10 protein-coding genes are annotated in these 17313 nt (G+C 57.3%); 7 read left to right on the top strand and 3 right to left on the bottom strand.

The features are described 5' to 3' along the window. Positions 1 to 268 precede the first annotated feature (268 nt). Together AC0IXH_RS15815 and AC0IXH_RS15810 are read left to right on the top strand one after the other, a co-directional pair. Positions 269 to 1813, top strand: a complete 1545-nt coding sequence (locus AC0IXH_RS15815; protein WP_013200404.1) for a methyl-accepting chemotaxis protein — start codon at positions 269 to 271, stop codon at positions 1811 to 1813. A 194-nt stretch (positions 1814 to 2007) separates the two neighbouring features. After that, the gene (locus tag AC0IXH_RS15810; RefSeq protein WP_471720701.1) at positions 2008 to 2781 is read left to right on the top strand and encodes an AraC family transcriptional regulator; all 774 of its coding nucleotides are present in this window, start codon (positions 2008 to 2010) and stop codon (positions 2779 to 2781) included. On the opposite strand, the gene leuA is transcribed toward AC0IXH_RS15810, so the two are convergent. After that, the gene (gene leuA / locus AC0IXH_RS15805; protein ID WP_471720700.1) at positions 2754 to 4427 is read right to left on the bottom strand and encodes a 2-isopropylmalate synthase; all 1674 of its coding nucleotides are present in this window, start codon (positions 4425 to 4427) and stop codon (positions 2754 to 2756) included. The genes AC0IXH_RS15810 and leuA overlap by 28 nt on opposite strands. A 688-nt stretch (positions 4428 to 5115) precedes the next feature. Here leuA and AC0IXH_RS15800 point away from each other — a divergent pair. Next, on the top strand, positions 5116 to 6768 hold the full coding sequence (locus AC0IXH_RS15800) for a dihydroxyacetone kinase subunit DhaK (RefSeq protein ID WP_471720699.1): 1653 nt from the start codon (positions 5116 to 5118) through the stop codon (positions 6766 to 6768). A 399-nt stretch (positions 6769 to 7167) separates the two neighbouring features. On the opposite strand, the gene sbmA is transcribed toward AC0IXH_RS15800, so the two are convergent. After that, the gene (sbmA, locus tag AC0IXH_RS15795; RefSeq protein ID WP_134823260.1) at positions 7168 to 8397 is read right to left on the bottom strand and encodes a peptide antibiotic transporter SbmA; all 1230 of its coding nucleotides are present in this window, start codon (positions 8395 to 8397) and stop codon (positions 7168 to 7170) included. Positions 8398 to 8733: 336 nt separating this feature from the next. On the opposite strand from sbmA, the gene AC0IXH_RS15790 reads away from it, so the two are divergent. After that, the gene (locus tag AC0IXH_RS15790) at positions 8734 to 11712 is read left to right on the top strand and encodes an EAL domain-containing protein (RefSeq protein ID WP_471720698.1); all 2979 of its coding nucleotides are present in this window, start codon (positions 8734 to 8736) and stop codon (positions 11710 to 11712) included. A gap of 48 nt (positions 11713 to 11760) precedes the next feature. On the opposite strand, the gene AC0IXH_RS15785 is transcribed toward AC0IXH_RS15790, so the two are convergent. Further along, complete coding sequence (locus AC0IXH_RS15785) at positions 11761 to 13173, bottom strand: MFS transporter (RefSeq protein WP_013200411.1); 1413 nt, start codon at positions 13171 to 13173, stop codon at positions 11761 to 11763. A 270-nt stretch (positions 13174 to 13443) separates the two neighbouring features. On the opposite strand from AC0IXH_RS15785, the gene AC0IXH_RS15780 reads away from it, so the two are divergent. From AC0IXH_RS15780 to AC0IXH_RS15770, 3 genes are read left to right on the top strand one after another with little or no spacing between them, the layout of a single operon-like run. After that, on the top strand, positions 13444 to 14181 hold the full coding sequence (locus tag AC0IXH_RS15780; protein WP_151038482.1) for a gluconate 2-dehydrogenase subunit 3 family protein: 738 nt from the start codon (positions 13444 to 13446) through the stop codon (positions 14179 to 14181). 2 nt (positions 14182 to 14183) lie between these two features. Then, complete coding sequence (locus tag AC0IXH_RS15775) at positions 14184 to 15965, top strand: GMC family oxidoreductase (protein ID WP_013200413.1); 1782 nt, start codon at positions 14184 to 14186, stop codon at positions 15963 to 15965. 10 nt (positions 15966 to 15975) lie between these two features. Next, complete coding sequence (locus AC0IXH_RS15770) at positions 15976 to 17289, top strand: c-type cytochrome (protein ID WP_041691866.1); 1314 nt, start codon at positions 15976 to 15978, stop codon at positions 17287 to 17289. Positions 17290 to 17313 lie beyond the last annotated feature (24 nt).

Raw genomic sequence — 17313 nt, 5'->3', positions numbered from 1 at the left:
CGTTATTCCCCCTCACTGAAGATACATCCGCAATACACTAAAACCCGCCTTAATAATAATGGCTTAGCAATTCAAGGGGCATTGCCTGCCCTGGAACCGGTTCAAAGTGCACTAATCACGCAGCGGAAGGGCTTTGTCTGCTTTTTGGCCTGGATCGCAAAAGTTAGGTTAAGTCGCTAAAGTTCACTGATTTCCCGCCGAAACTATAAAAAAAGATAACTCTTCTGCCTAACCCCAATCCTGGCGACAGCCTCAAGGATGTTGATTCATGCGTACAAATTTGCCCGTAACACAGCAGGAATATGTGTTTGACGATAATGCCACTCTGATGACCACCACCGACATCAGCAGCCACATCACCTATGCCAACGATGCATTTATTGAGGCCAGCGGATTTTCGCCGGAAGAGATCAGCGGCCAGCCGCACAATATGGTGCGCCATCCGGATATGCCGCCTGAAGCCTTTGCCGATATGTGGGCGACCCTCAAGCAGGGCGAACCCTGGACCGGGCTGGTGAAAAATCGCCGTAAAAATGGCGATCATTACTGGGTGCGTGCCAACGCCATTCCGGTGGTCCGGGACGGCAAGGTGCAGGGATTTATGTCGGTTCGCACCAAACCCGGCAAGCAGGAAGTGCGTGAAACCGAAAAGCTTTACCGCGAGTTCCGCGAAGGGAAACGTAAAGGCTGGCGCTTCCATAAAGGGCTGCTGGTGCGAACCGGCTTGCTGAGCTGGACCACGCTGTTTAAAACCCTGTCTCTGCGCTGGCGCATCCGCAGCGCGATGATCGCTTTGCTGCCGTTGGCGCTGCTGGGCGTCTGGCTGCTGGGCTTGCCGGGCCGGTCGCTGGCGATCTTTGCCGCCGTCATGGCGGTGCTGTTAATGCTGGCGTCGGCCTGGCTGGAGCAGCAGATTTCCCGCCCGATAGAGCGGATGTGCCAGCAGGCGCTGAAGGTGGCGACCGGGGCCAGCCACAAGGTGGATGAAACCGATCGGGTTGATGACGTCGGCATGACGCTGCGGGCGGTGGGTCAGCTGGGGCTGATGTTCCGCTGGCTGGTGGATGACGTCAGCGGCCAGGCGATTAACGTGCTGAGTGCCAGCGATGCCATCGCCCACGGCAACAACGAACTGAGCCGCCGCACCGAACAAGCGGCCGCTAACGTGCAGCAAACCGCCGCCACCATGAACGAAATGACCGCGACGGTGCAGAGCAATACCGAAACCGCTCGTCAGGTGAATACGCTGTCGAAAAGCACCAGCGATGTGGCCACCAAAGGCGGCAAGGCGATGAACGAGATGGTGACGATGATGGCCGAAATCGACGAGAGTTCGAAGAAAATCGCCAGCATTACCAGCGTGATCGACGGCATTGCTTTCCAGACCAATATCCTGGCGCTGAACGCCGCGGTGGAAGCCGCACGCGCCGGCGAGCAGGGTAAAGGCTTTGCGGTGGTGGCTGGCGAAGTTCGCAGCCTGGCGCAACGCAGCGCGGTCGCCGCCAGTGAGATCAAGAATCTGGTGGAAAACAGCGCCACCAAGGTGCGGTTGGGTAGCGATCACGTCAACGATGCCGGTAAAACCATGGAAAACATCGTCAGTCAGGTCCAGAACGTCACCTCATTGATTGCGCAGATCAGCGCGGCGACCTCCGAGCAGGCCACTGCGCTCAGCGAAGTCAGCCTGGCGGTGGAAGACCTGGACAACATCACCCATCAAAACGCCGCGCGGGTGGAAGAGGGCGCTCAGGCCTCCGGCCGCATGACGCGTCAGGCTACGCGGCTGGTGGAAGCGATCAGCGTCTTCCGCTAACCCCGGTCCCGGTTGCGGCACGCGAATGCGCGGCAACCGGCTCGCATTGGCCAGTCCGGTTGCCGCATCATATTGCACTGCAACCGGCTCGCATTGGCCAGTCCGGTTGCCGCATAATATTGCACTGCAACCGGCTCGCATTTCTCACCGGTGGCGTGATACGTTTCTGTCACAACCTGCCGCCGGTAACCGTCATGTCGACCACCTTTATCCCCGAATTTTCCACCCGTCCACTGATCCCTTTTGCCCATGATTATCAGCATGGCGACCGCGAACAGATGCATCACCACGACTGCGCGCAGCTGATCCACAGCCTGACCGGCGTGGTCAGGGTCGAAACCGCCGCCGGACACTGGATTGTGCCGCCGGGGCGCGGCGTCTGGATGCCCGCTGGCGTGCGGCATGCGTTGCAGATCACCGGCCAGGTGGCGGCGAGGACGCTGTTTATCGACCCGCTCGCCCGCGCGGATTTGCCGGTCAGCTGCCAGGTGGTGCAGGTTTCGCCGTTGCTGAGAGAGTTAATCGTCAGCTCGCTGTCGCTGCCGCCGTCTTATTCGGCCAACACCCGCACCGAGCGGATTTACGAGCTGATGCTGGATGAAATCCGGGTGATGGCAGCGTTGCCGTTTTGCCTGCCGGAGCCACAAACGCCGCCGCTGGTGGCCCTGTGCCAACGTATTCGCACGCAGCCCGCCGAACGCTGGACGCTGGAGAATAGCGCCAGCCAGCTGAGCGTCAGCAGCAGGACGCTGGCCCGACGTTTTTATCAGGAAACCGGCCTGCAGTTCAGTGACTGGGTGCGCCGCGCCAGGCTGATGGAAGCCCTGACGCGGCTGGCGGCGGGTGAGTCGGTGCTGCGCGTGGCGCTGGATATGGGTTACGAAAGCCACAGTGCCTTCAGCGCCATGTTCCGGCGGATTATGGGCGTGGCGCCCAGCGACTATTTCCCGGCCAAAGACGTCCGGTGAGCGAAGGCGTTGAGCAGCGCCTGCAGAGAAGCTCTGGCCACGTCGCCATCGATGCCGACGCCCCAACTGCTCTGGCCGTCCGGCAGGATGCAGCGCAGATAGGTCACCGAGCGGCTGTCACTGTGTTGCCCCAGCGTATGCTCGTGGTAATCCTGGATCGACAGCGTGACGTTATAGGTCTTGCTCAGTGCCGCCACGGCCGCCGACAGCAGGCCCTTTCCCCGACCGTCCAGTTTCTGGCGTTTTTCGCCCTGCCACAGTTCGCCCTTTAACAGCAATTCGCCGCCTTCGCTCTGGCTGCGGTAATCATGCAGTTGCAGCGCGGGCGAGGTTAAGCCATACAGGCGGCAGAACAGTTGCCAGATGGCGGCCTGGGTCATTTCCCCGCCTTCGCTGTCGGCCTGCTGCTGCACGTGATGGCTGAAATGCTGTTGCAGCGCGCGAGGCAGGGACAGCCCGTGGTTTTGCTCGATCATCCAGGCGGCACCGCTTTTCCCCGACTGGCTGTTGACGCGGATCACCGCTTCATAGCTGCAGCCGATATCCGCCGGATCGATGGGCAGATACGGCACTTCCCACTGCGCGTCCGGCGTCTGCCGGCGGGCGCTGAAGCCTTTTTTAATCGCATCCTGATGCGATCCGGAAAAGGCGGTAAACACCAGTTCACCGGCATACGGATGGCGGGGATGCACCGGCAGCTGGTTGCACTGCTCGACGGTTTCCACCACCTGTTTAATCTGGCTGAAATCGAGACCCGGCGGGATGCCCTGGGTATAAAGGTTCAGCGCCAGCGTCACCAGATCGACATTGCCGGTGCGCTCGCCGTTGCCAAACAGGCAGCCTTCAACCCGGTCGGCCCCGGCCAGCATCGCCAGTTCGGCACAGGCTATACCGGTGCCACGGTCGTTATGCGGGTGCACGCTGATACACACCTGCGATCGCGCCGAAAAATGGCGGCAGAAGTGCTCAATCTGATCGGCATAAACGTTCGGGGTGTTCACTTCCACCGTGGCCGGTAAGTTGACGATCATCGGGCGTTCAGCACAGGGTTGCCAGACGGCGGCGACGGCTTCACAAATCTCCAGCGCAAAGTCACTTTCGGTAAAACAGAAGGTTTCCGGCGAGTATTCAAACGTCCACCGGGTGGCCGGGTTCTCTTCGCAGCGCTGGCGAATTTGTCGGGTGGCGTTGACTGCCAGCGCGACGATCTCTTCCCGGCTTTGGCGGAACACCAGCTTACGGAACACCGGTGCGGTGGCGTTATATAGATGCAAAGTGGCGCGGTGTGCGCCTTCAAGGGCGGCAAAAGTGCGGTCGATTAAGTCACTGCGGGCCTGGGTCAGCACCTGAATGGTGACGTTTTCGGGGATATGATCCCCTTCGATCAGCTCACGGACAAAGGCAAAGTCCGTCTGTGACGCCGACGGAAACGCCACTTCAATTTCGGTGAAACCGCACTGCAGCAGCAGGTTCCAGAACAGCATTTTGCGCTGGCTGTCCATCGGCTCGGCCAGCGCCTGATTGCCGTCGCGGAGATCGGTGGATAACCAGCGTGGTGCCTGGGTTAAGGTCCTGCCCGGCCACTGACGGTCGGGGAGTGCCAGCACCGGGGACGTGGGGTATTTTTCTGCGGGGGATAACAGCATGATGAGTCTCCTGAAAAGGGAGAACCATCATGAGCGCAGGTCGCGGCAGAGACTGGCGGAAAGCTGACAATCAGTGTGGCAAAAGTGACAAATGAAAAAAAAGCAGACCTTGCGGTCTGCCTTCTGAACGCCCTGGAATTGGCGTGTTGAACCAAAGAGATTTGCTGTCAGCGGTATTAATTGTTGGTTGTATAAAAATCCGCTGGCTTATTTTTTATAGGAAAACAATCTTTGCCACAAGCTGTTCCTGGAAATCCGCCATATTTTTAAGCCATTTCTCGGAAAATTGCAGCAAGCTTTACGGTGAAATGTGACAAAAACAACACTCTCCTGACCTTTTTCAGAATGTGGAACATGTCGTCCGGATAATGATTAATCATAAAACTGATCTATATCAATCGGTTGTAATTAACGTTGAAAAAAATTCACTGATTGTAACGGCATGTATCAGGTTTTTTAAAACGTCAGCAGGACATTATTCTGCTGTGGCCTTTATATTAAGGATGAATAATTAGCGGAGTCAGTAATCGCTATTTTAGTATTGCCGCCAGATTTTCTGGAAATGCGCTTCTATTACTGCATCGCGTTACTGACTCTTTTTGCCCAATCACGAAAAATAATTCAGCTACAGTTAGACACTTAGCTCGTTTTCCCCTTCATCATTCACATCATCAGAGAGAGAAGCGTCATGAGTCAGTTTTTTATGAATCAGAAGAGCGGCCTGGTCAATGAAGCCATCGAAGGTGCCCTGATTAGCAGTGGTTATCACAATATCAGTCAGCTGGACGTGGGGCCGGATATCCGGGTGGTGGTGCGCAATGACTGGGATAAGTCGCGCGTGGCGTTGATTTCCGGCGGTGGTTCCGGTCATGAGCCGGCTCACGTTGGTTTTGTCGGCAAAGGGATGCTGACCGCAGCCGTTTGCGGCGATATTTTTGCCTCACCCAGCGTTGACGCGGTATTAAGCGCCATTGTTAACGTAACCGGTAAGAAAGGCTGTTTGCTAATCGTCAAAAACTACACCGGCGATCGGCTCAATTTTGGTCTGGCGGCGGAGAAGGCGAAGAAGCTGGGCTTCAAGGTCGATTTGGTGATGGTGACCGATGATATCGCCTTGCCGGATAACCCGCAGCCGCGCGGCATTGCGGGAACGGCGTTGGTGCATAAGGTGGCCGGTTATGCGGCAGAGCAGGGCAAATCCTTAAAAGACGTGACGGCGTTGGCGAATAAAGCGATTGCGGCCACCGCGAGTATTGGTTTGGCATTTTCCACCTGTCATGTGCCTGGTGAGACGCGCGACGATCGGGTGAAGGAAGGGCAGAGCGAGTTGGGCATGGGCATTCATGGCGAACCGGGTGCATCGACGCTGAAGACGCAGAACAGCGAGGAGATCGTCAGCGTGTTGGTGGAGAAGCTGGCGAAGCACAATCCGGATGGCAAGAAGGTGGCGTTGTTAGTGAACAATCTGGGCGGTTTTTCGGCGCTGGAGATGGCGGTGCTAACCCGCGAGGTGTTGAAAACGGATTTAGGTAAAACCGTTAAGCAGTTGGTGGGTCCGGCAACCCTGGTGAGTGCGTTGGACATGAAGGGCTTTTCGCTTTCGACGCTGGTATTGACGCCCTCGTTAGAGGAAGCATTGCTGGCGCCGGTCGAGGCCAGCGGTTGGCAGTCGGCGGTGAAGGTGAAGGCACCGAAGGTGATCAAAGGTAAGAAAGTGGCCTCCCAGCAGAAGGTGAAGCCATCGGAGAATGCCAGGGTTGCCGCGGTGGTGAAGTCTATTTGCAGCACATTGGTGGGATTAGAGAGTGAGTTGAATCAGCTGGATGCGAAGGTCGGTGACGGTGACACCGGTTCAACCTTTGCGGCCGGCGCGGGCAAGGTGTTGAAGGACTTAAAGGCGAAGGCATTGCCATTAGACGATCTGTCCAGTCTGCTGACCTATGTCGGTGAGCAGTTAGCGGTGGTGATGGGCGGTTCCAGCGGGGTATTGATGTCGATTATGTTTACCGCGGCGGGGCAGAAGCTGGAAGAGGGCGAGCCGTTGGCGAAGGCGTTGAGTTGGGGGCTGGACAGAATGCAGCATTACGGTGGCGCGCAGCCGGGTCATCGCACGATGATCGATGCGTTGCATCCGGCCTTTGAAGCCTTGGTCGCCGGTAAGGATTTGAAGAAGGTGGCGACCGCGGCGAAGAAAGGGGCGGACAGCACCGCGAAGATGAGTTCAGCCAAAGCCGGGCGTTCATCGTATCTGAATAAGGACAGTCTGAACGGGGTGAAAGACCCAGGCGCTTATGCCGTGGAGCAGGTGTTTGCTGAGTTGGCTAAGGGCGGTAAGGCTTAAGGGGTCTAGGGGTAGGTCAAGGGCGGCTCGGGTAGTATCAGGGTCGCACAGGTCAAAACCGGCTTGGGTGTCTCGGCGTCGGCAGAGTGCGCGTGATCCGAGACGCCGTGAACCCATCCCTGGGGGCTTGGCTGCCGCATCCCTGCGGCAGACACTCGGCTAACGCGCACTCTGCCGCCACCCTTAAGCTTCTGAGTTGTTGGTGGGATTTGGGGATGCACAGGTCAAGGGCTGACTCGGTGGTATGCCGCCAGCCCCAGTCGCAATGCACCGATAGCGGCCTGGCGATGATTGGAGGGGAAAAGGTGCCGCTGAGTCATTGAACCACGCATAAAAAAGCCCGATATATCGGGCTTTTTTTACAAGGGCTTTCTGCCCGCAGGTTCTGCTGTTGCGGGATTACTCGACGGTGACGTCCTGTGGGTCGGGCAGATTATCCAGTGTGCGCTCGAAGCTGCGCAGACGTTTGTAGATCGACAACAGCTCCACCAGCGTGGTCCACGAGTTAATCAGATACTGGAAGGAGCCGCGAACCTGATCGAAAACGTTGGTGATCTGCGTCAGCAACCCGAGGGTGATGGCGCCGGTGATGATCGACGGGAACAGCACAAACAGACTGAATACCGCATCAAGCTGCAGATACAGAATGCGCGCAATGTTGAAGTACAGATAGTGGAAGTACAGGCGGAAATAGTTGCGGCGCACGTTGGAGAACAGCTCGCGCACGGTCGGTGGACGGGCGCGGTGCGGATCGTCTTCGCCGTAGACCAGCTCTTTACGGTACGCGGCTTCAACCCGCTGATTCCTGAACTCCAGACCCGGCAGCTTAATCCCGATAACCGCCAGCAGGCCGGTTCCCAGCAAGGACCACAGCAGCGCGGCAATCACCAGCGAATAGGGAATGCTGCCCAAAATCGGAATGGTTTTGACGTGGACCGACAGCGCGACCAGCACCGGTAAAAAGGCAATCAGCAGCATGATCGAATTGATAAAGCTGGTGCCCATATCTTCCAGCGTCGAAGAGAAACGCATGGTGTCTTCCTGCACACGCTGAGCCGCACCTTCAATGCCCCGCAGTTCCGGCCAATGATCCATATAGTAATTGTTCATCGCCGTGCGCCAGCGGAATATGTAGTGGCTGACAAAGAACATATTCAGCACGCCGACTACCACCGCAATCATCGCAATACTCAAAAATCCCTGAAGCTGCAGGTAAAATGCTTCGATCTTGATGGTATTAGGGTGCGACATCGCCTTTTGAATTAAATCATAGAAAGGCTCGTACCAGGCATTCACCGCTACGCTGACCTGCACCGAAAACCAGGTGGCGAAGATAATCAGCGCCGAACCCAGAATCGACCATCTCTGCCACGGATGCGGACTGACGATGGCCCAGAAGGCATAAAATATCGCTACCACCAGCAGATAGTAGAGATAAAAAGCCAGCGCACTGGGTGCGATAAAGCGCAGTGCGTTATTCGGTAGCGGTTCCTGCGCGTTGCCAGCAAAGGCCGAAAAGTGAGTCATCCAGGTACTGGCACCCGCAAACCACAACAGAATGGCCAGGGCACTCCAGAGCACGACACTTCCAAAAAACAGCCCCGGTCGGGGAAAAAATGATTTGAACATAATGACTCCAAATAATGTGCTCTTTTTTTATAACGCTTTTTGCTGTGAACAATCTTATCGCGGTTGTTTCCGAAAGTGTCAGCCCTAAATAAACGCTGAATGTTTTTTAAACAATGCCGATATACAGAAAAGAACCTCTGACATTCATCTGAAATCGCTTGAATTGACAGCGCTTTTCAGTTTATAGCTATTAAGAATATTCTTAGAAAAAAACAGGCAGCCTGCTGATAAAAGGCAGTGTTGAGCCCATTGGCGTCAAGCCCTGACGCACTTGAAAGCCAGGGGTCTGAACAGGCAAATACCCGTCCAGACCTTCAGCAACCAGGCGAAAAGACCATGACAGAAAATAGCGATGTGATGTACCGCTTATTGGTACAGAGCGTAGTGGATTACGCAATTTATATGCTCAAGCCGGATGGCACCGTCGCCAACTGGAATGCCGGCGCACAGCGCGCCAAAGGCTATCTGCCGGAAGAAATTGTCGGGAAAAACTTCTCGCTGTTTTACAGCGAACAGGACCGCGCTAAAGGCCTGCCGCAGCATGGGCTGGAAACCGCCAGCCGCACCGGGCGCTATGAAGTGGAAGGCTGGCGCTACCGCAAAGACGGCAGCGCCTTCTGGGCGCATGTGATTATTGATGCCGTGCGCGCGGAAGACGGCACGCTGATTGGCTTTGCCAAAATTACCCGCGACTGCACCGAACAAAAGGCCGCTCAGGCCGGGCAGCGCGCGCATGAAGAAAAATTTCGCCTGCTGGTGGATGGCGTCAAAGATTACGCCATCTACATGCTGGATGCCGAAGGCAACGTGGTGAACTGGAACGCCGGTGCCACCCGGTCGAAAGGCTATACCGCCGATGAGATCGTCGGCAAACACTTCTCGGTATTCTACAGCACCCAGGATCGGCTGGCGAAGGTGCCGGAAGCCAACCTGCGGACCGCACACCGCACCGGACGTTTTGAAGAACAGGGCTATCGCTATCGCAAAGACGGCAGCGCTTTCTTTGCCCACGTGGTGATTGATGCGGTCCACGACGACGACGGCAAGCTGATCGGCTACGCCAAAATCACCCGCGACTGTACCGAACAACAGCGTCTGCTGGTCGAGCAGCGTGAAAGGGAGCAGGTGTTCCGCCTGCTGGTGGAAGGCGTCACCGATTACGCCATCTACATGCTGGATCCGAATGGCCTGGTGGTGAACTGGAACGCCGGTGCGCGGCGGGCCAAAGGCTACAGCGCCGACGAAATTGTCGGAAAGCACTTCTCCTGTTTCTACAGCGCGCAGGATCGCCTGGCGCGCCTGCCTGAAACCAATCTGAAACTGGCTGAAACCAGCGGTCGCTTTGACGACGAGGGCTGGCGCTACCGCAAAGATGGCAGCGCGTTCTGGGCCCATGTGGTGATCGACGCCATCCATAACGACAGTGGTCAGCTGATTGGCTACGCCAAAATCACCCGCGACTGCACCGAAGTGCGGGAATATGAGCAGCAGATTTTACGGGCGAAGGATCTGGCCGAGCAGAACAGCGCCAGGACGGCGTCGCTGTCAAAATTCCTCGACACCATCATCGCCAATATTCCCTCTTCGGTGATTGTGGAAGATGTGGTTTCGCGCGAAATCCTGCTGATGAATAACAAGGCCGAACAGCTGCTGGGGCTGACTCAGCAACAGATGAGCGGCAAAAAGCTGGCAGCCTGCCTGACCTCAGAGATGGGCGACTATTTCACCCAGCTTTCCACCGCCGCGCAACGCTTCGAAGGGCTGCATAAAAACGAGCAGCTGTTAAATACCCGTGGCGGCGAGCGGATTATCTCCGCCACGGCGTCGATTATACGCGGCAACGATGCGCGCACTAACTACGTGCTGCTGATTGCCGATGACGTCACCGATCAGCGTGCGGCGGATGCGCGTATTCACCATATGGCGCATCACGATAACCTCACCAGCCTGCCGAACCGCGTGCTGTTCAGCCAGCGGCTGAATGAGGCGCTGCGTGCCGATCACGAGGCCGGGAAACTGACCGCCACGCTGGGTCTGGATCTCGATAACTTTAAAAACGTCAACGATGCGCTTGGCCATCAGGTCGGCGACGATCTGCTGCGCGCGGTAGCCAGCCGGTTGCGCGGGGTGCTGCGCGATGTCGATACGCTGGCGCGGAACGGCGGCGACGAATTCTCGATTGTGCTGCCCGGCCTGACCCATCAGCAGGAAGCCGACGCGATTGCTCACCGGCTGATTGAAGTGACCAAACTGCCGTTTAACGTCGATGGCCATAACCTCTCGGTCGGGCTGAGTATCGGCATCGCGATTGGCGGTCGCGAGCTGGCGACGCCGGAGCAGCTGCTGCGCTGTGCCGATATGGCGCTGTATGAAGCCAAGCGCAACGGCCGTAACCGCTTCGAACACTTCTCGGTGCAAATGGGCGAAGCCGCCAATCTGCGTCGGATGATTGAGAACGATCTGCGCGATGCGATTACCCATAAGCATCTGCGGCTCTACTATCAGCCGATTACCAACAATCACGGTCGCGAAATCATCGGCTACGAAGCACTGATGCGGTGGCATCACCCGGAAAAAGGGCTGATCATGCCGATGGACTTTATCCCGATTGCCGAAGAAACCGGGTTAATCCACAGCCTGGGCGCTTATGCCCTGTATGAAGCCTGCCGCGAGGCCGCCAACTGGCCGGCGCACCAGAGCGTGGCGGTTAACCTGTCGCCGCTGCAATTTAAAAACAGCTCGCTGGTGTCGGTGGTGGAAGCGGCGCTGAAAGAGTCCGGGCTGGAGCCGGGCAGGCTGGAAGTGGAGATTACCGAGTCGGTGCTGCTCGACAACACGCTGGTCAATATCCGCACCTTGCAGAAGCTGAAGGCGCTGGGCGTGCGCATTGCGCTGGATGATTTCGGCACCGGCTATTCGTCGCTCAGCTATCTGCGATCCTTCCCGTTCGACAAAATCAAAATTGATAAGTCATTTATCAACGATATGAAGGACAGCCGGGAAGCGCTGGCGATTATTCGCGCCATTACCGGCATGAGCCGTAGCCTGGATATCCAAATTACCGCAGAAGGGGTGGAGAGCAATGAGCAGTTTGAACAGCTGAAAAGTGAAGGCTGTACGCTGTTCCAGGGCTATTTCTTCGGGCGACCGCAGCCGCCAGAAACCCGACTCAAGGTGTTTAATCCGCCGGAAAGATTTGCTGAAACGGCATCGGAGATCCGTATCAGATTGCCGGAAGCACCGCCGGATGCAGTCATGTCGGTTAACACACTGCCAGACCGGCATCCCGAACCCAGGTTCCCGGCAGAAAAGTAAGCCTGCCGCCGGTATTGCCTGCGCATGCAGGCAATACCGGGCGGGGTTTTAGATCCGCTCCGGGTCCAGACCGCGCGTCTTCGGTCCGAAAATCCCAATCACCAGCATCACAATCACCATACTCACCACGATAAAGGCAATCACGCCCTGCGCACCGGCCACCTGCAAAATCATGCCAATGATAATGCTGCTGAACACCGTGGATAGACGGCTGAACGAGTAGCAGAACCCGACGGCACGCGCGCGAATAAAGGTCGGGAACACCTCGGTCTGATAGGCGTGATAGCTGTAGGTTAGCCAGGCGTTGGAGTAGGTGATGCAGAAGCCGCAGACAATCAGCAAAATCGGACTGGTTTGCAGCGCAAACAGCGTGCCGAAGACCACCGTCATCAACGAGGCGAGCACGATCTGCCATTTGTTCTCAATCTTGTCGGCATAGCGGCTGCAAATCAGCGAGCCCAGCGGATAGGCGAGGGTAATGAAAAAGGCATACAGCAGGCTGTGGGTGATGCTCGCGCCTTTGCCGGACAGCAACGCGGGCAGCCAGTTGCCGAAGCCGAAGAAACCGATCGCCTGGAAGATATTCATCACCACCAGCATCAGCGTGCGCTGGCGGTATTCAGGACGCCAGATATCGCGGAAGCGACCTTTCTTTTCAATGATGCCGCCGGTTTCGATCGTCTCTGCCGCCGGTTCGGTGCTGGCTTTACCACAGCGGATCTCCATCGCCGTCACGCCTTTATGCGCCTCCAGGTGGCGGCCCTGCTGCGCCAGCCAGCGCGGCGATTCCGGCAGATTTTTTCGGATAAACCAGATCACCAGCGAGCATAACGCCCCGGCAATCACCACCCAGCGCCAGCCGGTCAGGCCGAGAATCGTCTGCGGCACCAGCCACCACGACATCAGCGCAACCGCCGGCACCGACAGAAACTGCACAAAGAAGGCAAAGGCAAACGCCTTGCTGCGCAGGTAGCTCGGCACCGATTCGGTCAGATAGGTATCGATGGTCACCAGTTCGATGCCCAGCCCGACGCCGACCAGGAAACGGAAGAAAATGATCCCTTCGGCGTGATTCTGGAAGGCCATGATCAGCGAAAAACAGCCGTACCAGGCCAGCGCGCACATAAAGGTGATGCGACGGCCAAAGCGGTCGGCATAGGGAGCCAGCAGGCTGGCACCGAGGAATAACCCCAGGAAGGTGGAAGAGGCAAAAGCGGCCTGATCGGAGATGCCAAACACGCCCTGGCTGCCAACATGGAAGATATTTTCTGCCACCAGACCGGCGCTGATATAGCCGGTCTGAAACAGGTCGTACAGCTCGAAAAACCCACCCAGTGAGAGCAGGGCGATAAAGCGCCATAGCCCGGCTGAGGCCGGCAGTGCATCGATACGTTCGGAAAGCTTATTGTTATTGAATGCAGGTTCAGACGGCATCGTCCCTGGTGAACAGACTTCACTCATTGCTTTTTAATCCTCGTTCTTACGGTACTCAGATCCTCCATCCTAAGGGTTTATGTCAGGTTTTGTATATCCAGATGCAAATCTTGTTAATGAATTTGTGCCATTTTGTTTCCCTGCGCTAAATCTTTGCTAAAAGACCTGTTAAACTCCATGGCATTGTTACCGGTAACATTGATTCGGTAACCGCGTTATGTGCCCGATAAAAAAAATACTGCAAGCAACCGTGAATCCTAAGCCGAAGCACCAGGCGCAAGTTATTAAGGCAATGTCATGTCGAAAGAAACCACAGGAAGCTCCCGCCGGGACTTTCTGCTGAAAACCATCACCCTGGCTCCGGCCATGGCGATCGGCAGTACCGGAATTGGCGCGCTGACCGCCGCTGCTCCGGCCGCCGCGAAAGAATCCGCGCCATCCGGTCCACAAAAAGCCCGTGATTACCAACCGACCTGGTTCACCCCCGAAGAGTATGCCTTTGTGCAGGCCGCCTGCGCGCGCCTGATCCCGGCCGACGATCGTGGACCTGGCGCGCTGGAAGCGGGCGTGGCGGAATATATCGATCGCCAGATGAATACGCCGTATGCCATTGGTTCCAACTGGTATATGCAGGGACCTTTCCACCCGGATGCCGACAAAGAACTGGGCTATCAGTACCCGCTGGTGCCCCGCCAGATTTACCGGTTAGGGCTGGAAGATGCCGATGCGGTGGCGAAAGCGCAGCATGGCAAGGTCTTCGCCAAACTGAGCGCGGACCAGCAGGATACGCTGCTGCAGGCGTTCGAAGCGGGCAGCGTCGAGTTCAAACAGGTTCCGGCCAAAGTCTTCTTCTCTTTCCTGTTGCAGAACACCCGCGAAGGGTTCTTCAGCGATCCGATCCACGGCGGCAATCAGGGCATGGTCGGCTGGACGCTGATTAACTTCCCCGGCGCGCGTGCGGACTTTATGGACTGGGTTGAACGTGGCGAGCGTTATCCGTTCCCACCGGTATCGATTCGTGGGGAAAGAGCATAACCATGGCAAACGAAATGAAGAAAGTAGATGCGGTGATCGTCGGCTTCGGCTGGGCAGGATCGATCATGGCCAAAGAGCTGACCGAAGCCGGTCTGAACGTGGTGGCGCTGGAACGCGGCCCGCATCGCGATACCTATCCGGACGGCGCCTATCCGCAGGTAATTGATGAGCTGACCTATAACATCCGTAAAAAGCTGTTCCAGGATCTGTCGAAAAGCACCGTCACCATCCGTCACAATTCGGCGCAAACCGCACAGCCTTATCGTCAGCTGGCGGCATTTTTGCCGGGCACCGGCACCGGCGGCGCGGGCCTGCACTGGTCAGGCGTGCACTTCCGCGTCGACCCGATGGAACTGCGTATGCGCAGCCATTACGAAGAGCGTTACGGCAAGAACTTCATTCCTGAAGGCATGACCATTCAGGATTACGGCGTCACCTATGACGAGCTGGAACCGTTCTTCGACAAAGCGGAGAAAGTGTTCGGCACCTCAGGCTCTGAATGGAGCGTAAAAGGCAAGGTGATTGGTCAGGGCAAGGGCAACCCGTTTGCGCCAGACCGCTCCGATAAATTCCCGCTGCCGGCCCAGAAGCGCACCTTCTCGGCGCAGATGTTTGCCCAGGCCGCAGAATCCATCGGCTATCACCCGTACGATCTGCCGTCGGCCAACACCTCCGGCCCGTATACCAATACCTATGGCGCGCAGATGGGGCCGTGCAACTTCTGCGGTTATTGCAGCGGCTATGCCTGCTACATGTATTCCAAGGCCTCGCCAAACGTCAATATCCTGCCGGCGCTGCGTCAGGAAGCGAAGTTCGAACTGCGTGAGAACGCCAACGTGCTGCGCGTTAACCTGACCGCCGATAAAAAGCGCGCCACCGGCGTGACCTATGTCGATGCATTAGGCCGTCAGATTGAGCAGCCTGCCGATCTGGTGATCCTCTCTGCCTTCCAGTTCCACAACGTGCACCTGATGCTGCTGTCCGGCATTGGCAAGCCATACGATCCGGTGACCAATGAAGGGACCGTGGGCCGTAACTTTGCTTACCAGAACATCTCCACCATCAAGGCGTTCTTCGATAAGGACGTGTTCACCAATAACTTTATTGGTGCGGGCGGTGCGGGCGTGGGTCTGGATGATTTCAATGCCGATAACTTTGACCACGCCAAATACGGCTTTGTTGGCGGCTCGCCAATGTGGGTGAACCAGGCGGGCGTGAAGCCTATCTCCGGTCTGCCAACGCCTCCGGGCACGCCAAACTGGGGCAGCAAGTGGAAAGCCGCGGTGGCCGATCACTACACCCATCACGTGTCGATGGATGCGCACGGGGCTCACCAGTCCTATCGCAACAACTATCTGGACCTGGATCCGAACTACAAGGATGCCTTTGGCCAGCCGCTGCTGCGTATGACCTTCGACTGGCAGGACAACGACATCAAGATGTCGCAGTTCATGCACGGCAAAATGCACAAAATTGCTGAAGCGATGAACCCGAAACTGATCAGCGGTTCACCGAAAGCGGCCGGCACGCACTTCGACACCACCGTCTATCAGACCACCCATATGAACGGCGGCGCGATTATGGGTGAAGATCCAAAAACCAGTGCGGTGAACCGTTATCTGCAGAGCTGGGATGTCCCGAACGTGTTTGTCCCCGGCGCTTCTGCCTTCCCACAAGGTTTGGGCTACAACCCAACCGGCATGGTGGCAGCCCTGACCTACTGGTCAGCTAAAGCGATTCGTGAACAGTACCTGAAAAATCCAGGTCCGTTGGTGCAGGCATAAGGACAACCCGATGAAGATGATGATCCCGGCCCTGTTACTGGGCATGGCAAGCTTTGCCGCGCTGGCGGACGACTCCGGCGCGGCGCAGATCCAACGCGGTGAATACCTGGCGCGCGCCGGTGACTGCGTGGCCTGTCACACCAAAGCGGGCGGCCAGCCGTTCGCCGGTGGCCTGTCGATGGCGACGCCAATCGGCAATATTTACTCCACCAACATCACGCCGGATAAGCAAACCGGTATTGGTGATTACAGCTACGACGATTTCCAGAAAGCGGTGCGTCATGGCGTGGCGAAGAACGGCGATACGCTCTATCCGGCGATGCCGTATCCGTCTTACGCCGTGGTCAGCGATGAGGACATGCAGGCGCTGTATGCCTACTTTATGCATGGCGTGCAGCCGGTTTCGCAGGCCAATCAGGACAGCGACATTCCGTGGCCGCTGTCGATGCGCTGGCCGCTGGCGATCTGGCGCGGCATGTTTGCGCCGGACGTGAAGGCCTTCCAGCCAATCAAAGGTCAGGATGCGGTGCTGGCACGCGGTCAGTACCTGGTTGAAGGCCTCGGCCACTGCGGTGCCTGCCATACGCCGCGCAGCCTGACCATGCAGGAAAAAGCCCTCAACGACAGCGAAGGCAGTGACTATCTGTCCGGCAGCAGCGCGCCGATTGATGGCTGGACCGCCAGCAACCTGCGTGGCGATAACCGTGACGGCCTGGGCCGCTGGAGTGAAGACGATCTGGTGCAGTTCCTGCGTACCGGCCGTAACGATCAGACCGCCGTATTCGGTGGTATGACCGATGTGGTCGAGCACAGCCTGCAGCACCTCAGCCCGGAAGATGCCACGGCGATTGCCCGTTATCTGAAGTCGCTGGGCGCGCGCGATCCGAATCAGGTCGGCTTCAAGTCTGATGACGCGGTGGCGAAAGCCCTGTGGAAAGGCGATGACAGCAAGCCGGGCGCCTCGGTGTACGTCGACAGCTGTGCTGCCTGCCATAAAACCGACGGTAGCGGCTATAAGCGCTTCTTCCCGGAACTGCGCGGTAACGCGGTGGTGCAGGCAGAAGACCCAACCTCGCTGATCCATATCGTGCTCAGCGGTGCCACGCTGCCTGGCGTGAAGGGTGCGCCTTCCAGCATCACCATGCCGGCCTTCGGCTGGCGTCTGAACGACCAGCAGGTCGCTGACGTGGTGAACTTTATCCGCAGCAGCTGGGGCAACAGCGCGAAGCAGCAGGTCAGCGCCAGCGATGTGGCGAAAGTGCGCAAGACGGTGCCTGAGCATCAGGGCAATGCCGACGTTGAAAAGTTGATGGAAGAGAAGTAACGCTTTCATACACGCTGAATGGCC

The organism is Erwinia sp. AC075, from assembly GCF_979253995.1.
The sequence above is the reverse complement of the archived record's forward strand: the minus strand, read 5'-3'. Positions and strand labels throughout refer to the sequence as shown.